Source organism: Streptomyces sediminimaris (assembly GCF_047049295.1).
Classification (GTDB): domain Bacteria; phylum Actinomycetota; class Actinomycetes; order Streptomycetales; family Streptomycetaceae; genus Streptomyces; species Streptomyces sediminimaris.
The window spans coordinates 7,442,490-7,461,010 of record NZ_JBJWOT010000001.1 but is presented as its reverse complement, the minus strand read 5'-3'; the positions used below and the strand labels follow the sequence as shown (position 1 = coordinate 7,461,010).

Sequence of the window (18,521 nt, the reverse complement as noted above, 5' to 3'; positions counted from 1 at the left end):
GGAACGGCGCCGGTGAACGCGGGACCACTTTCTTGTGCACCTCTCACCTCTTCTGGATGAACCGGACATGCCTCGCCTTCTCTCTACGTGCTGTAGTGGCGAGTTATGGAGAGGGCGGACATGAGCACCCATACCGTCGGCGCGGGGCAACGGCGGCGCGACGCACCCTCGTCCGCCGCCGGCCGGCCCCGGGCCGCTCCCCCCGACGACGCTCCCCGGCAGTGGCACCGGGGCATGACACTGATCGCGACGATCAGCCTGTTCATCGGCACCCGCTCCGCCTGGACGCACGCGATGCTGGACCGTCCGCCCGTCGCCGCGGTCATCAGCGCCTGCTACGCCGGGATCCTCGTGTGCGGGGTGCTGGCCCTGGCCGTGCGGGGCCGGCGGGCACTGGTCCGGGTGGACGCCGCCGTCCTGTTCCTCGCCGTCGCCCTGGTGCTCTGCGGGTACTGGCTGACGCACGGCGGCACCGACGAGGGCGTGCTGACCGCGCAGGCCGCGAACGAGATCTGGCACGGCCACCCGATCTACGGTCAGCCCTGGCCCTGGCTGTTCGGCACCCCGAGGTCCGGCCTGACCAAGACCATGTCCGGTGGAGCGGACCTGACTTACGGCTATCCGCCGCTGACCGCCCTGCTCGCCGCACCGGTCCACGCCGTGCTGCACTCCGCGGCGGCCGCCACCCTGGTCACCACGGGCGCGCTGATCGCCGGCGCGGTCACCCTGTGGCTGCTGCTGCCCGCCCCCTGGCGGTCGGCGGCCACCGCCGTGTGCCTCGGTTTCGGCATCCTGCCGGGCTACGCCCGCTCCGGCTACCCGGCCGTCGTCGCGCTGGCGCTCCTCGTCCCGGTGGTGGTCCGCTGGCCGGACACCGGCGCGGGCGGGCGGCTGGGCAGGAGCGGAGCGGCGCGGGCGGTGTGCCTGGGTGCCGCCTGCGCCGCTCAGCAACTCGCCTGGTTCCTCACCCCGTTCCTGCTCATCGGCCTGTACGCGGTCCGGCGCCCCGAACTCGGGGCCCGGTCCGCGACGGCCCTGGTGGCCCGTTTCGCCGGCGTCGCCGCCCTCACGTGGGCGGGTGTCAACGCCTACTTCGCCGCCCAGGGCTTCTCCGCCTGGCTGCACGGACTGCTGCTGCCGATCACCCAGAAGGCGATCCTGCACGGTCAGGGCCTGATGGGCATCTCCTACTACTTCACCGCCGGCAGCAGCCGCCTGGACTACTACTCCTACTCCAGCGTGCTGCTCCTGGCCGGTCTGCTCGCCGCGACGGTGCTGTTCGCCCGGCGGCTGGGCACGGCCGTCACCGTCCTGCCGTGGCTGTGCTTCTACCTGGCCACCCGCTCCCAGGACGGCTACTTCCTGATGATGACCCCGCTGTGGCTGGCGGCCGCGGCGACCGTACCGGCCTCCTCGCTGGCCCACGCCTGGCAGCCCCGGATCCCCCGCGTCACCGGCCGCCGCGCGAAGGCCGCCGTCGCCGCGGCTCTCGTCGCCCCCGCGCTGCTGTGCGCCACCGTCGCCGCCGCCAGCCCGCCGCCACTGCGCATGGAGGTGCTCCCCCGCATCAGCGGCCGGGCGCACCCGGTGGTGACCGCCGTGACGGTACGGGCCGTGAACACCAGCGGCACCGCCCTCACCCCGCACTTCGCCAGCCGGACCGGGCAGGGCGCCTCCAACTGGTGGACGATCACCAGCGGGCCCGCCACACTCGCCCCGCACAGCAGCGCGGTGTACGTCGTGCGTCCGGCCGGCGGCCACCACGCACTGCCCCACGGCCACCAGCGCATGTACCTCATCGCGGTCACCGGAAAGCCGATGACGATCAGCAACGCGCGCATCGAGACCGGCGGGCAGGGGGCCGCCGGCGGGTAACGGCCCGTCGGCGGACCCCTGCCCGCCGGCGGGTAGCGGCCCGTCGGCGGGTGGAGGCCCGTCGGCAGGTAACGGCCTCGACGGGTAACGGCCGCGGCGGACAGAGGTGCCACCGGTCGGCTCCCCGTGCCGCTCCTGGGCAGGCCGCGCGGGCCGGGCGGGCCGGGCACGGGGAGGGCTCACCCGGCGGCCGCCCGCGGCTCAGTCCGGGTTGGGCCGGGCGAGCCCGTGGTCGTAGGCGAAGATCACTGCCTGGATGCGGTCGCGGGCACCGATCTTGGCCAGGACGCGGCCGACGTGGGTCTTGACGGTGGACTCGGACAGGACGAAGCGGGTGGCGATCTCGCCGTTGGTCCAGCCCCTGCCGACGGCGACGAGGATCTCCCGCTCACGGTCGGTCAGGGAGCCGAGTCGCGGGTCCTGGCCGGAGTCCGCCCGGTGAGCGGGGACGTAGCGTGCGAACTCGTCCAGCAGGCGGCGGGTGAGGGCCGGTGCGATGACCGCGTCGCCGCCGGCGACGGCCCGGATGCCGGCGAGGAGTTCCTCGGGCCGGGCGTCCTTGAGCAGGAAGCCGCTGGCGCCCGCGCGGAGGGCCGCGTGGACGTACTCGTCGAGGTCGAAGGTGGTCAGCACCAGGACGCGTGACCGCTCGCCCGCGGCCACGATGCGGCGGGTGGCCTCGATACCGTCCATACCGGGCATGCGGACGTCCATCAGGACGACGTCGGGGCGCAGTTCGGCGGCCTTACGGACGGCCTCGGCGCCGTGGGCGGCCTCACCGACGACGTCGGTCTCGGGCACGGACTCCAGCAGCATGCGGAAGCCGTAGCGCTGCAGCGGCTGGTCGTCGACGACGAGCACGGTGGTCACCGGCCACCGCCTTGCGGGGTCAGGTCGAGGACGGCCTCGACGCCCCATCCTCCGCCGCCCGCAGGTCCCGCGCTGACGGTCCCGCCGTAGAGGGCCGCCCTCTCCCGCATGCCCACCAGGCCGTGTCCTTCCTCGTGCGACCCGGGCCGTGCGGCCGGGCCGGTGTCCCGCACCCGGATGGTCAGCCGGGTGTCCGTCTCGACGATCGCCAGATGCACGCGGGCCTCCGTGCCGGCGTGCTTGAGGGTGTTGGTGAGGGCCTCCTGGACGATGCGGTACGCCGTCAGCTGCACCCCGCTGTCCAGTGCCTCCACGTCGCCGGAGGTCCGGTAGACGACCTCCCGTCCGGCGGCGCGGACGGTGGCGCACAGCGCGTCGACGTCCGCGAGGCCGGGTTGCGGGCTCAGTTCGGGCCCGCCCGGGGCGGCGTCCGCCGGCTCGCGCAGCACACCGAGCACGCGCCGCAGCTCTCCGAGGGCCTGCCGGCCGGTGTCGCCGATGAGCCGGAGGGCTTCCTTGCCGCGTTCGGGCGCGAGGTCGGTCGCGTAGGCACCGGCGTCGGCGAGCGTGATGATGACGGAGAGGTTGTGGCCGACGATGTCGTGCATCTCGCGGGCGACACGGGTGCGTTCGGTGGCCGTGGCCAGCCTGCTGCGCTGGTCGCGTTCGATCTCCAGCCGGGCGGCACGGTCGCGCAGCCCGGCGAGCTGGGCCCGGCGGACCCGGACCATCAGGCCGAGCGCGAGGGCCGCGGTCGTGGTGCTCAGCAGGAAGAACAGCGCGTCCCACACGGACACGGTGGGGGACGCCCGCACGGCGACCAGCACCATGGCGCCCGCCGTGGTGGCGCAGGCCCACGGCAGCTGCCGCAGCCGCCCGTGCAGGGTCAGGCTGTACAGGGCTACGAAGAGGGCGACGTCCGCGCGCAGCGCGGCGCCGAGCGTCCACTGCAGGACGAACACCGCGGCGATGACGGCGAACGCCGCGAGCGGCCTGCGGCGGCGCCACAGCAGGGGCAGGACCAGACCGGCCTGCAGGGCCAGCATGCCCGTCACGGGCAGCTGGGTGAAGGCGAGCCGGAACCGGCGCGGCCCGTCACCGCCGCCTGCCCCGTCGTGCAGCAGGTCCGGCAGGCAGAACATCAGGAAGACCACGGCCACGACGGCGCTGTCCAGCACCCAGGGCCGGGCCCGGTCGGCCTGCCGCAGCCGCCGGCCGCCCCGGGCGAGCAGGGCGACCAGCGGTCCCATCCCGCTGAGGTCATCGGTGGTCACGGTCGTCACCTGTTCATGGTGCGGGTCGTTCTCGGAGCCGGTCGTGCGGGGGCCGGACCTGTCCCATGGTGCCCGGCGCGGACCTGGTGCCGGGGATGCACGGTGCGTCGGCCCGGCGTGGTCCCCGGCACACGGTCATGGTGCTGGGAATGTACGGGGTACGTCCGGCCCGGCGTGGTCCCCGGCACACGGTCATGGTGCCGAGGATGCACGCGGTACGTCCGGCCCGGCGTGGTCCCCGGCACACGGTCGTGGTGCAGGGAATGCACGGGGTACGTCCGGCCCGGCATGGTCCCCGGCACGCGCTCGTGGTGCCGGGGGTCAGACGTCGCTGCGCGCGAGCCGGTACGCCGCGCCGCCCAGGGCCAGTGCCGTCCAGCAGGCGAAGACCAGCAGTCCGGCACCCGGCGACAGGGTGGTCGAGTCGTGGGTCAGGGCGAACATCGACTCCCCGGCGTTGGAGGGCAGATAGGGGCTGATGTCGTTCTGCCAGGAGCTCGGCAGCAGCGAGATCAGGCCCGGGATCAGCATGAGGGCGGCCACCAGCACCGAGATACCGCCGGCCACCGAGCGCAGCAGCGCGCCCAGCGCGACGCCGATCACGCCCACCAGGCCGAGATACAGCCCGGCGCCCAGCAGGCTGCGCAGGACGCCCGCGTGCGAGAAGTCCATGGCCGCGGGCGTGCCCGACACGATCCCGCTGCCGAACAGGAAGGCCACGAACGCCCCCAGCGCCCCCACCACCAGGGCGACCAGCCCGAACACGGCCGCCTTGGACCACAGCACGGGCAGCCGCCGGGGCACCGCCGCGAGCGTGGAGCGGATCATGCCGGTCGAGTACTCCCCCGCCGTGATCAGCACACCGAGGACGCCCAGGGCCAGCTGCGCGAAGTTCGTGCCGAACAGCGACAGGCTCACGGCCGTCGAACGGGCGAAGTCCCGGTCCATGTGACCGGAGCCGATCCCCGACTTGTAGCGGCTGGCGGCGATCAGGCCGAAGGCGACGAGGAACAGCAGGCCGAGGCCCAGGGTGATCCAGGTCGAGCGCAGGGACCACAGCTTGGCCCACTCCGAGGACAGCACACGCCGTCCGGTCACCCGGTAGGCGGGTCGGGCGGGTACGGTCGTGGGCTCCTCGGCGGTCGCGGTGAGGGTGCTCATGCCGGCCTCCCGGCGGTCTCGATCGCGGTCGTGGTGCCGTGGTACTCCACGGCATCCCTGGTCAGCTCCATGAACGCCTCCTCCAGCGACACCGATCGCGCACTCAGTTCGAACAGCGGGATCCCGTGCTCGGCCGCCGTCAACCCGATCCGGCGGGCGGTCAGCCCGGTCACCTGGAGTTCCTCGGAGCCGATACGGCCGGTGATGTCGACGCCCGGACCGGCCAGTACCTCCCGCAACCGCGCGGGGTCCTGCGTGACCACCTTCACCGTGTCGCCGCCCGCCTCACGGACGAGGTCCCCCACGGTGGTGTCGGCGAGCAGCCGCCCCCGCCCCACGATGATCAGGTGGTCCGCCACCAGCGCCATCTCGCTCATCAGGTGCGAGGACACGAACACCGTACGGCCCTCGTCGGCGAGTGCCTTGAGCAGGTTGCGGATCCAGAGCACGCCCTCCGGGTCCAGCCCGTTGACCGGCTCGTCCAGCATCACCGTCTGCGGATCGCCCAGGAGCGCCGCCGCGATGCCCAGCCGCTGGCCCATGCCGAGGGAGAAGGCGCCGGCCCGCTTCCTCGCCACACTGCCCAGACCGGCCAGGTCGATGACCTCGTCGACCCGGCGGCGCGGAATGCCGTGGGTCAGCGCCAGGGCCCTGAGGTGGTTGTACGCCGAGCGGCCCGGGTGGACCGACTTCGCCTCCAGCAGAGCGCCGACCTCCTGCAGCGGTGCCCGGTGCTGGGCGTACCGGCGACCGTTGACGGTGACGGAGCCGCTCGTCGGGGCGTCCAGGCCGACGATCATACGCATGGTCGTCGACTTGCCCGCGCCGTTGGGCCCCAGGAAACCGGTCACCGTGCCCGGCTTCACGTCGAAGTCCAGCCCGTCGACGGCCGTCTTCTCGCCGTACCTCTTGGTCAACTGCCGTGCCTCGATCATTCGCGCCCTTCCTGTCGGCCCGCGGCGTCCGTCGCTTCGGCGCCTCGGGACCACGCTAAGAGCCGGTTCACCTGGGACGGGTGGTACCGGGAGACCGGATTGGGCCGGGCGGGTGGTACCGCGGTACTACGCGGAGGCGGGCAGGTCCGCGGGCTCGCCCCCGGCACCTCGCGGCCACGGTGCGGACCGGTCCGGCAGCCACGGTCACCGCCGCCGTCGTTCAGCGGATCCGGGCCGCACGGCGCCGGACGGCGATCGGCACCGCCGGGCGCCGACGGTGCGCGGGGTCGCCGTCTCTCCCGCCGTCCCTACAACGTGTAGTGTGGTCCTGCCCGCGCGGCGCAGGGCGGGGCGGGCGGTGAGCACACGGGAACAAGCATGGACCAAGCACCGGGTCCCGGTCACGTCCGCGGAGCCGAGGCCGACCGGCAGAGCAGCGGCCGACCGGGCGTCTCGACGCCGGGCCGCGACGCACGGCTCAGACGTCCTCCGGCCCTCCTCCACGGGTTTCGCCCCGGCCGGCCGGTACATCGCGTACGGTGAGCGGCCCCGCCCCGGCCGTCCCGGACCTTGGGACCGGCGGGTCCTGGCGTCTCGCCGCACAACGGTCCCGGTGCGCGGCGTCCGCCCTGTCCCCGGCTCCCGTCGCTCTCCCCGGTCGGCTTCCGTGGCCGGCTCCGTCCAGTTCGCGTCCCCGCCCCCGTCCGATTCCCCTTTTCCGTCCCCGTCCCCATCTCCTCCCCCCGCATCGATCGCACCACCTACTCCCCAAGGTGACCGCCAGTCATGTCCGTCCAGCAGTCAGCACTGACCCCCCGCCGGCGCACCGCTCCCGAAGCGCCGCCCACCCCGTCCCGGCTACGGGCACGGGCTGCCGCGTTCACCGTCTGGTACCTGCGGCTGATCGCCCTGCTCAACATCGCCGCGGTCATGTCGGTGCCGTTCCGGCGCGAGGTCGCCGAGCACAACACCGGACGGATCTACGCCTCCCACACCGCCCACCGCTTCCACGCACACCACGCGGGTGAGTACTTCACCCCGTACCTGGCCACCGCCGGCCTGGTCTCGGCCGCGCTCGCGATCTTCCTGTCGCTGGTGATGCGGCGCGGGAAGCGGGCCGCCTGGACGGTCAACATGGCCCTGGCCGGGCCGCTGTTCGTGCTGTACGCCGTCGCCCTCACCCAGGACCCCTACCGTACGCACCTCTTCAACTGGGTGTCCGCCCTGCTCACCGGCCTGTTCGTGGCCGCACTGGTGATCGGGCGCCGGAACTTCGACGCGGTCGGGGACCCGTCCAACCCGAAGCTGGCGCTGGCCGTCGGCGCGGGCGGCGTGCTGGTCAGCGGCACGATCGGCACCCTGCTGGTCAGCGCGACCAACACGCTGCACGGCGCCACCCTGTTCGACAAGATCGCGTACACGCTGCTGCGGGGCATCAGCGTCGGCCCGCTCGCCGACCGCGTGTCGGCCGTGCACGCGCCGCGCTGGGTGGACGTCATCGTCAACGTCATGATCGCGGCCAGCTTCTGCCTCGTCCTGTACGCCTGCTTCCGCTCGCCCCGCGGCCGCGAACTGCTCGGCGAGCAGGACGAGGAGCGGCTGCGCGCGCTGCTCGACCGGAACGGCGAGCGCGACTCCCTCGGCTACTTCGCGCTCCGCCGTGACAAGGCCGCCATCTTCTCGCCCAGCGGCAAGGCCGCCGTCACCTACCGGGTCGTCGGCGGCGTCAGCCTCGCCTCCGGCGACCCGATCGGCGATCCCGAGGCATGGCCCGGAGCCATCGACGCCTGGCTCGCCGAGGCCCGCCGGCACGCCTGGACGCCCGCCGTGATGGGCGCGAGCGAGGAGGCCGGCGTCGTCTACGGCCGGCACGGTCTGGACGCCCTGGAACTGGGTGACGAGGCCATCGTGGACGTCGCCGACTTCACCCTCGAGGGGCGCGCCATGAGGGTCGTGCGCCAAGCGCACAACCGGGTGCGGCGGGCCGGGTACACGGTGCGCATCCGCCGTCATGAGGACATCCCGGACGCCGAGATGGCCACGCTGATCGACCGGGCCGACCACTGGCGCGACGGCGCGACCGAGCGCGGCTTCTCGATGGCGCTCGGGCGCATCGGCGACCCGGGCGACGGGCGCTGCGTGATGCTGGAGTGCCGGGACGCCGAGGACCGGCCGCGGGCGCTGCTGAGCTTCGTGCCCTGGGGCGAGAACGGGCTGTCGCTGGACCTGATGCGCCGCGACCGGGCCTGCGAGAACGGCCTCATGGAGTTCATGGTCGTCGAGCTGCTGCTGCACGCCGAGCAGCTGGGTGTCCGGCGGGTCTCCCTGAACTTCGCCATGTTCCGTGCGGTCTTCGAGCGCGGCGCACGGCTCGGCGCCGGGCCGGTGCTGCGGCTGTGGCGCTCCGTCCTCACCTTCTTCTCCCGCTGGTGGCAGATCGAGTCCCTCTACCGCGCCAACGCCAAGTACCGGCCCGTGTGGGAACCCCGCTACCTGCTGTTCGCCAAGAGCGCCGACATCCCGCGCATCGGTCTGGCCAGCGCCCGCGCCGAGGGTTTCCTCACCCGGCCGCGGCTGCCCCGGCTCCGAGGCGCCGACACCCCGTAAGGTTTCGCAATGGCAGGCACATCCCCCCGTGGCCGTGGGGCACGACGCGGCGCCGGCACACTGGAGAGCGAGGTCCTCGCCGCCCTCTGGGCGACCGAGGACGCGCTGTCCCCGGCCGAGATCCAGGGCCGGCTCGGCGGCGACCTCGCGTACAACACCGTGCACACCGTCCTCAGGCGCCTGTACGACAAGGGGTTCGTCCTGCGGGACGTCGGCGGCCGGCGCGGCGCGTACCGCCCGGCGAAGAACGCCGCCGAGGTCACGGCCGAGGCCATGCGCCGGGCCCTGGACCGCGGGCCCGACCGGATCGCCGCCCTCCAGCACTTCGTGAGCGGGCTGACCCCGCAGGACGAGCAGGCACTGCGCGACCTCCTGGAGGAGGGGACGTGAGCACCGGCGTCCGCAGCATCCCCTGGCCACCGCCCGGGCGCCGGTGCGACGGCATCCTGCGGCCCGCCCCGACAGGACCTAGGGTTGTTGTCGGGAGCCGACGGCATCCCGGGCCGGCGGGAACGGCGGCGACCTCGCCGGGAGCACACAGGACGCCGGCGTCCGCGCCGGGGTGATCCCGGCACGCACTCCGAACGGGGACGGACCGATGGGAGACTCGGGACAGCAGGCGCCCCCGGTGGGACGCCGGACCGTACTGCTGGCGGCAGGTGCCCTCGCGTGCGGCGCCGCGGGGTGTTCCGCGGGCCGCCCGCACGCCACCGCCTCGGGCACCCGGCACGCAGAGGCGCCGGGACGCCCACCGCCGTCCGCCGGGACCGGCACCACGCGCACCCCGTCCGCACTGCCGCGCAACAACGTCGGCGGTCCGGTGCTGCTGGGCGGCGGTACGCCGGGGCAGTTCTTCAGCGACGCCACCCACCACGACCATGTGCACCTCGGCTTCCGCGCCTGACGGGCCGCCGGGCCGCCCGTCCCGTCGCTCGCTGACGGGCGAGATCGCGCGGTTCGGCGCGGTGGGCGGCCTCGGCGTCGTCGTGAACTTCGCGGTCTTCAACGCCTGTCACGCGCTCACGTCCCTTCCCGTGGTGCGGTGCGGCGTCATCGGCACCGGCGTGGCGCTGCTCGTCAACTACCTGGGCTTTCGCTACTTCGCCTACCGCGACCGGGACAAGCGCCGGCCGGCTCGCCAGTTCACGCTGTTCGCGGTGTTCAGCGTCATCGGCCTGGTCATCGAGAACGGCGTGCTGTACGCGGCGACGTACTGGTGCGGCTGGGACACCGCCGTGCAGAACAACCTGTTCAAGGCGCTGGGCCTCGCGCTCGCCACCGCCTTCCGTTTCGCGATGTACCGCACCTGGGTGTTCCGGCCCCGCGATCCCGGGGAAGAACACGGCCGCAGCCGGGTGGCGGGCCCCGGCGGGGCACACCCCCATGCGGTCGTACGGGCGCCGCGGCCGGGCCGGGGCGGGCGCCCCGGGCTGTGACGCCGACTCGGAAGGCCGAGGCGTTCCCGGAGGCCGAGCACGCCGCGCAGGCAGGCCCTCGAGCGCGGTGCGACGCGGATCACGGGTCGTAGCATGGTGATCCACTCCTGGAGGACACATGCGCGCCGGAGAAGAGCCGGACTCTCTCGACCGGGCAACGCGGGAGTTCACGGCCGCGCGGCCCCGGCTCTTCGGTATCGCCTACCGCGTGCTGGGCAGTGCCACCGACGCCGAGGACATCGTCCAGGAGGCGTGGCTGCGCTGGCAGCGGGCCGACCGCGCGGACGTCCTGGACCCGACCGCCTTCCTGGCCACGGTCGCCTCCCGGCTGGCGATCAACCTCGCCCAGTCCGCGTGGAAGCGGCACGAGACGTACACCGGGCCCTGGCTGCCGGAGCCGGTCGACACCAGCCGGGACCCGCAGCTGGGCGCCGAACGGGCGGAGGCGCTCGACCTGGCGGTCCTGTTCCTGCTGCAGAGGCTGAACCCCGTGGAGCGGGCGGCGTACGTGCTGCGGGAGGCCTTCGACTACCCCTACCGGCAGATCGCGGAGATGCTGGAGACGAGCGAGGCCAACACGCGCCAGCTGGTCAGCCGCGCCCGCAGACACCTGTCGGGGGAGCGCAGGGACCCGGTGAGCCCCGAGGCCCACCGGCGGCTGCTGGAGGTGTTCCTCGCCGCGGCGCAGAACGGCGACCTGTCGGTCCTGGAGGACGTGCTCACCGCGGACGTGGTCAGTTACACCGACGGCGGCGGGATCCGCGGAGCGACCAGGATCCCGGTCGTCGGACGTCTGCGTGTCGCCAAGTACCTCGCGGCGTTCGCGCCGCGCTTCTGGCCCCCGACGCAGGTCCGCCGCGTCGAGGCCAACGGCAGGCCGGCCGTCCTGGTCACGACCGGCGGCGAGGCCGTGGCCCTGCTCAGCATCGACGCGTCGGAGCGTGGCATCGAACGGGTCATGTGGGTCATGAACCCGGCGAAACTGGCGCCGTACGTCGCCTCGCTGGACGGCTGACCGGCTGCCCGGCCGCACGGCGAGCCGAGCCGGCCGGGGCGGGGTCCGGCGACGTGGCGGACCCGGCGTCGCCGGACAGGCGGGCAGCGCCGGAAGGGGGCCTACGCCCGTGGGCGATGCCCGAGCGCGGTCAGGCCGTCGCCGGTGTCTTCCCGGATCAGGCGGGTGATGGTCGAGGCGATGGCTTCGAGAGGCAGGACGAAGTCCACCTGACCTGTTCGGACGGCGGCCTTGGGCATGCCATGGAACTCGGCTGTGCCGGGGTCCTGCACGATGACCATGCCTCCCCGGCCCTTGACCGCCTCCACGCCCCGGGCGCCGTCGCTGTCCGAGCCGGTGAGCACGCAACCGATGGCTCCGGGCCCGTACGCCTGCGCCGCCGACTCGAAGAGCGGATCGGCGGCCGGGCGGGCGAAGTTGACCCGGTCCTCGCGGGTCAGGGACAGCGTCCCGTCTGCGGTCACACACAGGTGCCGGTCGGGTGGCGCGATGTAGACGGTCCCGGCCTGAGGGTCCTCGCCGTCCTCGGCGAGCTTGACCGTGAGAGCGGTGGAACGGGACAGGATGGCCACGATGCGGGTCTCGCGCGCCCGGTTCAGGTGCTGGGCCACCAGGACCGGCACGGGCATCGCGGCCGGCAGCCCGCCCAGGAGCGTACCGAGCCCCTGGATGCCACCCGCCGAGGAGGCGACCAGCACGGCCGCCCACCGGCGGTGGTCGTCGTCGTCCCGGAGACCGTTCTGCACCTTGTGAACGTTACCGCAGCACCCTGACACACGGAGTCAGGCGCGAGGCCGTTCCGGCCGCCCGGGAAGGTCTCCTCCCGGGCGGCCTGTCACACGCGAGGGGGCTGTCCGGTCTCTTCTGGTGCGAGGCGATCTGCGCGGCGGGCGCTCCACGCGGGGCGATCTGCCCAGTGCGATGTGTGCTGAGGCTTCTGTGCTGGGACATCTGTGCTGGGACGTCCGCGCTGAGGCGTCCGCGCCGAGCAAACCGTTTCTCCGAATTCTCCGAGAGGAATCCGTCATGAAGGTCGTAGTGATCGGTGGCACCGGGCTCATCGGCTCGAAGCTCGTCGGCGAGCTGAGGGAGCACGGCCACGAAGCGGTCCCCGCGGCGCCCACCACGGGTGTCGACACCCTGACGGGTGAGGGCCTGGCCGGGGTGCTGCACGGGGCGTCGGTCGTGGTCGACGTGTCCAACTCCCCCTCCTTCGCCGACGACGCGGTCATGGAGTTCTTCCGCACCTCCACCACCAACCTGCTGAAGGCGGAGGACGAGGCGGGCGTACGGCACCATGTGGCGCTGTCCGTGGTCGGCACGGACCGCCTTCAGGGCAGCGGCTACTTCCGCGCCAAGCAGGTGCAGGAAGACCTGATCAAGGCGTCCGGCCTCCCCCGCACCATCGTCCACGCCACCCAGTTCTTCGAGTTCGCGCAGGGGCTGGCCGACGGGGTCACCGAGGGCGACACCGTGCGCCTGCCCGCCGCCAGGATCCAGCCCATGGCCTCCGACGACGTGGCGGCGGCCGTCGGCCGTGCCGCGGTGGGCGCCCCGGTGGGCGGCGTGGTGGAGATCGGGGGCCCGGAGGTCTTCCAGCTCGAGGACTTCATTCGCAGGGGACTCACCGCGAGGAACGATCCCCGCAAGATCGTCACGGACCCGCGGGCACGCTTCTGGGGTGCCGAGCTGCGGGAGGACACCCTTCTGCCGGGTCCTGACGCGCGCCTGGGCGAGACCAGGTTCGCCGACTGGCTCGCCCGGCAGCGGTGAACCCTGGAGGTGGCCCCCGTCGGCAGGCGGGGGCCACCTGCGCCGTACGCGCAGGGCGAACGCGTGACCGGAAACCGTTCGCCTGTTCTGCCGCAGTGGTGATGACCGCAACAGAACGAAGCGATAGGTCTGAAATTATCGGAACGAAGGTTGCGAGCTGAGACTGCTGGACGTCATAGTGATCCGGTGACCTGTCGCACTGTGCGCTTACGTGGCGCCCAACTGCCGTTGACATCAAAGGAACTGATGTTCCGACGGGTCGGCCGCTTCACCTCACCTCCGGACCTCGGCACGGCGGCCCACCGCCGGTACCGACGGCCGCCCGGGCAGCCACCCCACAACAGGGCTGCGTACGAAGGAGGTTCGATGACGGCCTTCAGGGCATCATCGCGCCACATGCCGTCACCCCCACCGGCCCAGGACGGGGACACCGCCGTCACCCGCGTGCCGACCGCTCAACTCCGGCCCCCCAGACCCGTCGTGGGTGAACTCCTGCGCTCCACGTTCCCGGCCGACCCCGCCTGGGCCACGGCGGTGCGGCACCTGGTCACCGAGCGGCTGGCCGCGCTGATGCCGCACCCCGAGCGGCTCGACGACGCGGCGACGGCGACCGGCGAGCTCTTCGCCAACGCCGTCAGACACGCCAGCCGCGGCCCGGGCGACACGGTCACCGTGGCCGTCGAGTGCACCGAGCACACGCTGCGCGTCTTCGTCGCCGACCGCTCCCCCGAGCCGCCGCGGCCTCGGCCGGCGGACGAGGCGGCCGAGTCGGGGCGGGGGCTGGCCATCGTCTCCGCGCTGGCGGACAGCTGGGGCACGGCACCACCCGAGCCCGGGACTCCGGGCAAGCGGGTCTGGTTCGCGATCGGACGACGGGAGACGACGGCGTGAAGGGCACGGCAGGGCGAGTGGGCGGCGGCGGAAGCGGCCTCGCACCCGGTGAGGAACTCCGCGAGAGCGCGCAGCCGGGGTCCGCTGCCGTACCGCCGGCGACGGCCTCGGCGCTGGCCGCCGAACTGCTGCGCCGGGCGGAGGAGGACCGGCACCTGACACGCCGGGCACAGGCCGACCCGACCCCGCTGCGCAAGCACCGCATCGCCCAGTGCCACCGGGACAACGCCCAGGCGCTCGCGGCGATCGTCGACCGCCACGGCTGGCCGCACGCCGACCTGGTCGGAACCGACGCCTCGACCGCGGCCCTGATGATCCTGCTGCACGCCCCCCATCTCGGTTTCCGGTTGCGGTGCCGCGACCTGATCGCGCACGCCACCGCGGACGGGCACACCCCCGCCATCCATCTCGCCTACATCGCCGACCAGTGCGCCGTCGACCTGGGCCAGCCGCAGTACTACGGGACGCGGATCAACCCCAGCACGCTGCGCCCGTACCCCATCCGCCGTCCGCAGAGCGTCGACGAACGCCGCGGGGACGTCGGTCTGGGCCCCCTCCAGGAGCAGTTGCGGGCCCTGCGCATCACCGGCTGAGGCCGCCCCGGCCACGGTCTACCACTCCGGGTCGGGGCACCTCCGGGCGGGGCCTGTTCGACCTGGGCGCGCCAGTTGTGGAGAATCGGGGCCATGAGCGAGAACGTGTATTTCGAGATTTCGGCCAATGGCGAGAAGCTCGGCCGCGTCGTCTTCCGGCTGTTCGACGACGTCGTGCCGAAGACCGCGCGCAACTTCCGTGAGCTGGCGACCGGCCAGAACGGCTTCGGCTACAAGGGTGCGCCCTTCCACCGGGTCATCCCTGAGTTCATGCTGCAGGGCGGTGACTTCACCAACGGCAACGGCACCGGCGGCAAGAGCATCTACGGCGAGAAGTTCGCGGACGAGAACTTCCAGCTGAAGCACGACCGGCCGTTCCTGCTCAGCATGGCGAACGCGGGCCCCGGCACCAACGGCTCGCAGTTCTTCATCACCACCGTGGTGACGCCGTGGCTGGACGGCAAGCACGTCGTCTTCGGCGAGGTCGTCGAGGGCGAGGACGTCGTCAAGGCCGTCGAGGCCCTCGGCAGCCGCTCGGGAGCGACCGCCAAGAAGATCGTCATCGAGGACTCCGGCGTCGTCGCCGCCTAGTCCCCGGTCTCCGGACCACCCCGCTGCCCGCGTAAGGACGGCAGCCGGGTGGCGTACGGCCAGGCAGCCGGTCACGGCCCCGTCGCCCCGGGTGATCCACCTCGGGGGGCGGGGCCGTACCGCTGCTCCCCCCGGGTCTCTACTCCTCGAGGATCAGGCAGAAGCCGTCATGGCCGGGCAGCTCGACGTTCAGGGCGCGCAGGTCGTCGACCACGCCGACCTCCGTGCCGGTGAGGGCGTCCCGGGCCCGCGCGCCCGGCTGGAAGTGTTCGGAGGCCACGGACCCTGCGACCGGTGTGGAGCCGAAGTTCAGGACGGTCGCCTGGATCTGCCCGCTCTCGGGGACCCGGTGGACCATGACGAGCAGCGCGGGGTGCGGCACCGCCGGGATCTCGAGCTGGTCGGCCGTCGCGATCCCGGTCTCCTCGCGCACCTTCAGCAGGTGTTTCAGGCTGGAGGCGAAGGAGTTGGGGTCGGCGAGCTGGGCCGGGAGGCTGCCGTAGAGGCTGTGGCCCTTCGGCATGCCGGAACCGGACGCCGCCGCCCGGGGCTGGTAGTCCATGAGGTCGTAGGCGGCCCGGTGGATCCAGCGGGTGTCCCCGGTCGCCAGGAGGGCGCCCAGCTGTTCGCGGGGCAGCGTCAGCATGCCGCACAGATCCCAGCCGGAGAGCGAGAACACCCCGGGCTGGAGGGCGTTGAACATCGCCAGCAGCAGGTGTGCCCTCCTGATCTCCCGGACTTCCTGCTGGGAAAGGTTGTCCAGCGACGAGTGCCCGAGCGCCGCGGCGATGACGGTGGCCGTGGTGGAGGCGATGCCGTTCGTGGTGAAGACGGCGTTGTAGGGCGCGTCGGGGCCGGCCAGCGTCTGCACCAGTTCGGCGCGGACGTGCTCGGCGAGCTGGCCGCCGGTGACGTCGACGCCGTGGTAGGTGAAGTGGTCGTCCTTGTGCAGCGTCGCGAAGTGGACCAGCTCGTAGGTGAGTTCGTCGTGGTTCTGCAGGGCGTGGACGAGGCTGGCGGCCGCCACTCCGCTCTCCAGGGCGATGTTCAGGGTCAGCCGCAGGAACTCGGTGTCCGCCGTGGCCAGGGCATGGTGGTAGGCGGGCCGGTTGACGAAGTCGTACGACAGGTCGGCGCCCGCTTCGGAGGTGATCCTGATGTCGTCGACGGTCAGGTTGAGCTCCTGGAAGGTGAAGCCGCCCAGCTTGCGCACCATGCTGGCGATCAGCTGGTTCGCCGCCTCCGACAGCGGGTGCCCCTCCGACCAGGCCGGCAGGCCCTCGGCGCTCTTCTCGACACCGAGGAAGCCGTTGGCGTCCAGGCGCAGGGCGCCCGATCCGAGGTCGCCGATCGAGTGCAGGGCGTCGCCGATGACGAGCCGCATGCCGGCGAAGGTCGGATCCAGCCAGTTGATGGAGGGCTGTCCCGCCTTGAAGTAGTGCAGGTAGACCCAGCGCCGGGTGACGCCGTCGGGCCCGAGGACGGGGGCCGTCGCACTCCAGTTGGTGTCCTTGACGCCCGGGTCGTGGAAGATCACCCGTTGCAGGCGGCCGATGATGTAGCCCGCCTTCGCCAGCGCCTCCTCGGCCGCGGTGTCGAGGTTGGCCGAGTCGCGTCCCGGCGCCACCTCGGGCAGCAGGTGCCAGTCCTCCGGTTCGATCTGGACCATGTGGTAGATGCCGGGGTAGTCGTCGACGTTCATCTCGGCGAGGCGGAAGTCCGGTCCCTTGCCCGTGTGGCCGGGAACGATGTCGTCGATGATCGTGCCGCCGTGGTCCGCGGAGACCTGGCACATGCGCCGGAAGTCCTCCTCCGTGCCGAACGCGGCGTCTATGGCGGTGCTGACCCGGTCGAAGTGCCCGTCGACGCTCGGCGTCGGGTCCCAGCCCGAGATCCCGCCCGCGCGCTTGACGGGCCCGGTGTGCACGGCCCGGATCCCGATGTCGGCGAAGGTGCGCCACAGATCGGGGTCGGCCAGCGTGCCGAGGAAGCTGTCGCCGGGGCGGGTGATGAGAGAGATCGGGTACGCCGTGAACCACACCGGGGCGACGCTCACGGCGGCCTTCGGATTGGGCCGCGCGAACGGGTTCTGCCACATGCTGCCCTGGCCGGAGAGCTGCACCGAGAGGTCCCGGGCGTCCTGCAGCATGGAGTTGCGCCGCAGCCAGGACACGTAGTCGGGGTTGGTGCCGACCGGGTCTCCGTTGCGTTCCCGCGGCGAGGGCTGTCCCTGCGGCCTGAGCCGGGCACGCGGTCGCAGGGACCGGGGACGCGCCGGATAGAACTGCTCGGAATAGGTGATCTCTGTGGGACCGTGCTGAGCCTCGTCGTCAGCCGCCTGCTCGTCTGTCATGGATGGGCATCTCCCTGCTGTTTCAGCGCATATGAGACGGCTGCCCAGGAAGGTGCCGCGGGATGCTCACCGGTTCGGACGAGAGGGACGAGACGGACCACGCCGGGTGCGGACCGCGATGCCGTGTGCGGACCGCGATGCCGTGTGCGGACCGCGATGCCATATGCGGACCGCGGTCGGGACCCGGCGCTGGTGCCGCCGGCCGAGTCGGCTCAGGACGGCGGCCCCGGTGACGGCTTGGTGTGCAGGACCTCCCGGGCCTGCTCCGCGGAGCGGACGATGCTCTCGGAGACGAAGTCGACGAAGCGGGCGATGTTCTCCAGCCGGATCGCGGCCGGGGTGCCGGGGCCGAGGATGCCGACGCCCTGCCGGGCGGTCTCGCCGAGCCGGGCGGTACCGCGGGCGCTGGCCATCATGGACTGGTACCAGACGTCGTCGTCGACGACGTAGCGCTCGCGGCGGCGCCCGTCGCGCTCCCGGCGCACGAGGCCCTGGTCCTCGAGGAACGCGATCGCCTTGGAGACGGACGCCGGGCTGACCTGGAGGCGCCGGACGAGGTCGGCCGCGGTGAGGCTGCCCGCGTCGGTGGTGTAGAGGCAGGCCAGCACCCGGGCCATCATCCTGGGCGCGCCCGAGGCCGTGAGCACGGTGGTGAGCGTCTCCTCGTACTCCCGCACGGCCTCGGCGTCGCGCCCGTGGACCTGCGGGAGCGCCGTCGCCTCCCGGGGCACGGACCGCTTGCGGCGGTGGGCGCGGCGCGCGGTGGCGCGATGGGCCAGGTCGGCGCGGTACACCGTGGGGCCGCCGTTGCGCATGACCTCGCGCGTGACGGTCGAGGTCGGGCGGTCCAGGCGCCTGGCGATCTCCGCGTAGGCGAGGCCGTCGGCCAGTCCCAGCGCGATCTGCTGACGTTCCTGCTGGGTGAGTCTGCCTCCCGGCATCGGGGCTCCTTCGCGACGGTCCGTGATGACTCCCCAGGATAGCGTTCACCTTCAATTCATTGCAACGCCCAGGTGGCGATTCGTTGCATTAGGCGTGAGACCACCGCAACGATTTCGCCGCATCTACCTGGCATTTTGCCTTTGATACGCAACAAGCGAGTTCCCAATAGCATGAATGCAACGTAGCGTTTCCTTCATCAGAAACC

At 72.6% G+C, this 18,521-nt stretch carries 17 protein-coding genes; 10 read left to right on the top strand and 7 right to left on the bottom strand.

Going from position 1 to position 18,521, the window contains the following annotated elements:
- Positions 1–120: 120 nt before the first annotated feature.
- The gene (locus ACJ9NR_RS34175) at positions 121–1,875 is read left to right on the top strand and encodes a hypothetical protein (protein WP_412490801.1); all 1,755 of its coding nucleotides are present in this window, start codon (positions 121–123) and stop codon (positions 1,873–1,875) included.
- Between the two features lie 201 nt (positions 1,876–2,076).
- Here ACJ9NR_RS34175 and ACJ9NR_RS34170 read toward each other — a convergent pair whose 3' ends face one another.
- From ACJ9NR_RS34170 to ACJ9NR_RS34155, 4 genes are all read right to left on the bottom strand, one after another.
- The gene (locus tag ACJ9NR_RS34170) at positions 2,077–2,745 is read right to left on the bottom strand and encodes a response regulator (protein WP_412490802.1); all 669 of its coding nucleotides are present in this window, start codon (positions 2,743–2,745) and stop codon (positions 2,077–2,079) included.
- Positions 2,742–4,019 carry a sensor histidine kinase gene (locus ACJ9NR_RS34165; protein WP_412490803.1) on the bottom strand — a complete coding sequence of 426 codons (1,278 nt, stop codon included), beginning with the start codon at positions 4,017–4,019 and terminating at the stop codon, positions 2,742–2,744. The genes ACJ9NR_RS34170 and ACJ9NR_RS34165 overlap by 4 nt, the downstream gene beginning before the upstream one ends.
- A 321-nt stretch (positions 4,020–4,340) precedes the next feature.
- A complete protein-coding gene (locus ACJ9NR_RS34160; RefSeq protein ID WP_412490804.1) occupies positions 4,341–5,180 on the bottom strand; it encodes an ABC transporter permease in 840 nt (279 codons plus the stop codon).
- Positions 5,177–6,115: an ABC transporter ATP-binding protein gene (locus ACJ9NR_RS34155; protein WP_412490805.1), complete on the bottom strand. Its 939-nt coding sequence runs from the start codon at positions 6,113–6,115 to the stop codon at positions 5,177–5,179. The genes ACJ9NR_RS34160 and ACJ9NR_RS34155 overlap by 4 nt, the downstream gene beginning before the upstream one ends.
- A gap of 786 nt (positions 6,116–6,901) precedes the next feature.
- Here ACJ9NR_RS34155 and ACJ9NR_RS34150 point away from each other — a divergent pair.
- From ACJ9NR_RS34150 to ACJ9NR_RS34130, 5 genes are all read left to right on the top strand, one after another.
- The gene (locus tag ACJ9NR_RS34150) at positions 6,902–8,722 is read left to right on the top strand and encodes a phosphatidylglycerol lysyltransferase domain-containing protein (protein ID WP_412490806.1); all 1,821 of its coding nucleotides are present in this window, start codon (positions 6,902–6,904) and stop codon (positions 8,720–8,722) included.
- 9 nt (positions 8,723–8,731) lie between these two features.
- Positions 8,732–9,112 carry a BlaI/MecI/CopY family transcriptional regulator gene (locus ACJ9NR_RS34145; RefSeq protein ID WP_412490807.1) on the top strand — a complete coding sequence of 127 codons (381 nt, stop codon included), beginning with the start codon at positions 8,732–8,734 and terminating at the stop codon, positions 9,110–9,112.
- Positions 9,113–9,320: 208 nt separating this feature from the next.
- Positions 9,321–9,626: a hypothetical protein gene (locus ACJ9NR_RS34140; protein ID WP_412490808.1), complete on the top strand. Its 306-nt coding sequence runs from the start codon at positions 9,321–9,323 to the stop codon at positions 9,624–9,626.
- Positions 9,601–10,158, top strand: coding sequence for a GtrA family protein (locus ACJ9NR_RS34135; RefSeq protein WP_412490809.1), 558 nt, complete (start codon positions 9,601–9,603; stop codon positions 10,156–10,158). Before ACJ9NR_RS34140 ends, ACJ9NR_RS34135 begins: the two co-directional genes overlap by 26 nt.
- Before the next feature lie 118 nt (positions 10,159–10,276).
- Complete coding sequence (locus tag ACJ9NR_RS34130; protein WP_412490810.1) at positions 10,277–11,173, top strand: RNA polymerase sigma-70 factor; 897 nt, start codon at positions 10,277–10,279, stop codon at positions 11,171–11,173.
- Positions 11,174–11,274: 101 nt separating this feature from the next.
- Here ACJ9NR_RS34130 and ACJ9NR_RS34125 read toward each other — a convergent pair whose 3' ends face one another.
- Complete coding sequence (locus ACJ9NR_RS34125; protein ID WP_412490811.1) at positions 11,275–11,919, bottom strand: chemotaxis protein CheB; 645 nt, start codon at positions 11,917–11,919, stop codon at positions 11,275–11,277.
- A 280-nt stretch (positions 11,920–12,199) separates the two neighbouring features.
- On the opposite strand from ACJ9NR_RS34125, the gene ACJ9NR_RS34120 reads away from it, so the two are divergent.
- From ACJ9NR_RS34120 to ACJ9NR_RS34105, 4 genes are all read left to right on the top strand, one after another.
- Positions 12,200–12,946: an SDR family oxidoreductase gene (locus ACJ9NR_RS34120; RefSeq protein ID WP_412490812.1), complete on the top strand. Its 747-nt coding sequence runs from the start codon at positions 12,200–12,202 to the stop codon at positions 12,944–12,946.
- Between the two features lie 396 nt (positions 12,947–13,342).
- Positions 13,343–13,837 (top strand): ATP-binding protein, encoded by a 495-nt coding sequence (locus tag ACJ9NR_RS34115; RefSeq protein ID WP_412490813.1) that lies wholly within the window; start codon positions 13,343–13,345, stop codon positions 13,835–13,837.
- Positions 13,834–14,430: a DUF6624 domain-containing protein gene (locus ACJ9NR_RS34110; RefSeq protein ID WP_412490814.1), complete on the top strand. Its 597-nt coding sequence runs from the start codon at positions 13,834–13,836 to the stop codon at positions 14,428–14,430. Before ACJ9NR_RS34115 ends, ACJ9NR_RS34110 begins: the two co-directional genes overlap by 4 nt.
- Before the next feature lie 93 nt (positions 14,431–14,523).
- Complete coding sequence (locus tag ACJ9NR_RS34105) at positions 14,524–15,021, top strand: peptidylprolyl isomerase (protein ID WP_412490815.1); 498 nt, start codon at positions 14,524–14,526, stop codon at positions 15,019–15,021.
- A 139-nt stretch (positions 15,022–15,160) separates the two neighbouring features.
- Here ACJ9NR_RS34105 and treS read toward each other — a convergent pair whose 3' ends face one another.
- Positions 15,161–17,374, bottom strand: a complete 2,214-nt coding sequence (gene treS, locus ACJ9NR_RS34100) for a maltose alpha-D-glucosyltransferase (RefSeq protein WP_412490816.1) — start codon at positions 17,372–17,374, stop codon at positions 15,161–15,163.
- 212 nt (positions 17,375–17,586) lie between these two features.
- A complete protein-coding gene (locus tag ACJ9NR_RS34095) occupies positions 17,587–18,315 on the bottom strand; it encodes a GbsR/MarR family transcriptional regulator (RefSeq protein ID WP_412490817.1) in 729 nt (242 codons plus the stop codon).
- Positions 18,316–18,521: the final 206 nt, after the last annotated feature.

Excerpts from the sequence above, each read along its gene's own strand:
- ACJ9NR_RS34160 (WP_412490804.1), bottom strand. The coding sequence starts at position 5,180 with ATGAGCACCCTCACCGCGACCGCCGAGGAGCCCACGACCGTACCCGCC.
- ACJ9NR_RS34130 (WP_412490810.1), top strand. The coding sequence starts at position 10,277 with ATGCGCGCCGGAGAAGAGCCGGACTCTCTCGACCGGGCAACGCGGGAG.
- ACJ9NR_RS34115 (WP_412490813.1), top strand. The coding sequence starts at position 13,343 with ATGCCGTCACCCCCACCGGCCCAGGACGGGGACACCGCCGTCACCCGC.
- ACJ9NR_RS34155 (WP_412490805.1), bottom strand. The coding sequence starts at position 6,115 with ATGATCGAGGCACGGCAGTTGACCAAGAGGTACGGCGAGAAGACGGCC.
- ACJ9NR_RS34120 (WP_412490812.1), top strand. The coding sequence starts at position 12,200 with ATGAAGGTCGTAGTGATCGGTGGCACCGGGCTCATCGGCTCGAAGCTC.
- ACJ9NR_RS34175 (WP_412490801.1), top strand. The coding sequence starts at position 121 with ATGAGCACCCATACCGTCGGCGCGGGGCAACGGCGGCGCGACGCACCC.
- treS (WP_412490816.1), bottom strand. The coding sequence starts at position 17,374 with ATGACAGACGAGCAGGCGGCTGACGACGAGGCTCAGCACGGTCCCACA.
- ACJ9NR_RS34140 (WP_412490808.1), top strand. The coding sequence starts at position 9,321 with ATGGGAGACTCGGGACAGCAGGCGCCCCCGGTGGGACGCCGGACCGTA.
- ACJ9NR_RS34150 (WP_412490806.1), top strand. The coding sequence starts at position 6,902 with ATGTCCGTCCAGCAGTCAGCACTGACCCCCCGCCGGCGCACCGCTCCC.
- ACJ9NR_RS34105 (WP_412490815.1), top strand. The coding sequence starts at position 14,524 with ATGAGCGAGAACGTGTATTTCGAGATTTCGGCCAATGGCGAGAAGCTC.
- ACJ9NR_RS34135 (WP_412490809.1), top strand. The coding sequence starts at position 9,601 with ATGTGCACCTCGGCTTCCGCGCCTGACGGGCCGCCGGGCCGCCCGTCC.
- ACJ9NR_RS34145 (WP_412490807.1), top strand. The coding sequence starts at position 8,732 with ATGGCAGGCACATCCCCCCGTGGCCGTGGGGCACGACGCGGCGCCGGC.
- ACJ9NR_RS34095 (WP_412490817.1), bottom strand. The coding sequence starts at position 18,315 with ATGCCGGGAGGCAGACTCACCCAGCAGGAACGTCAGCAGATCGCGCTG.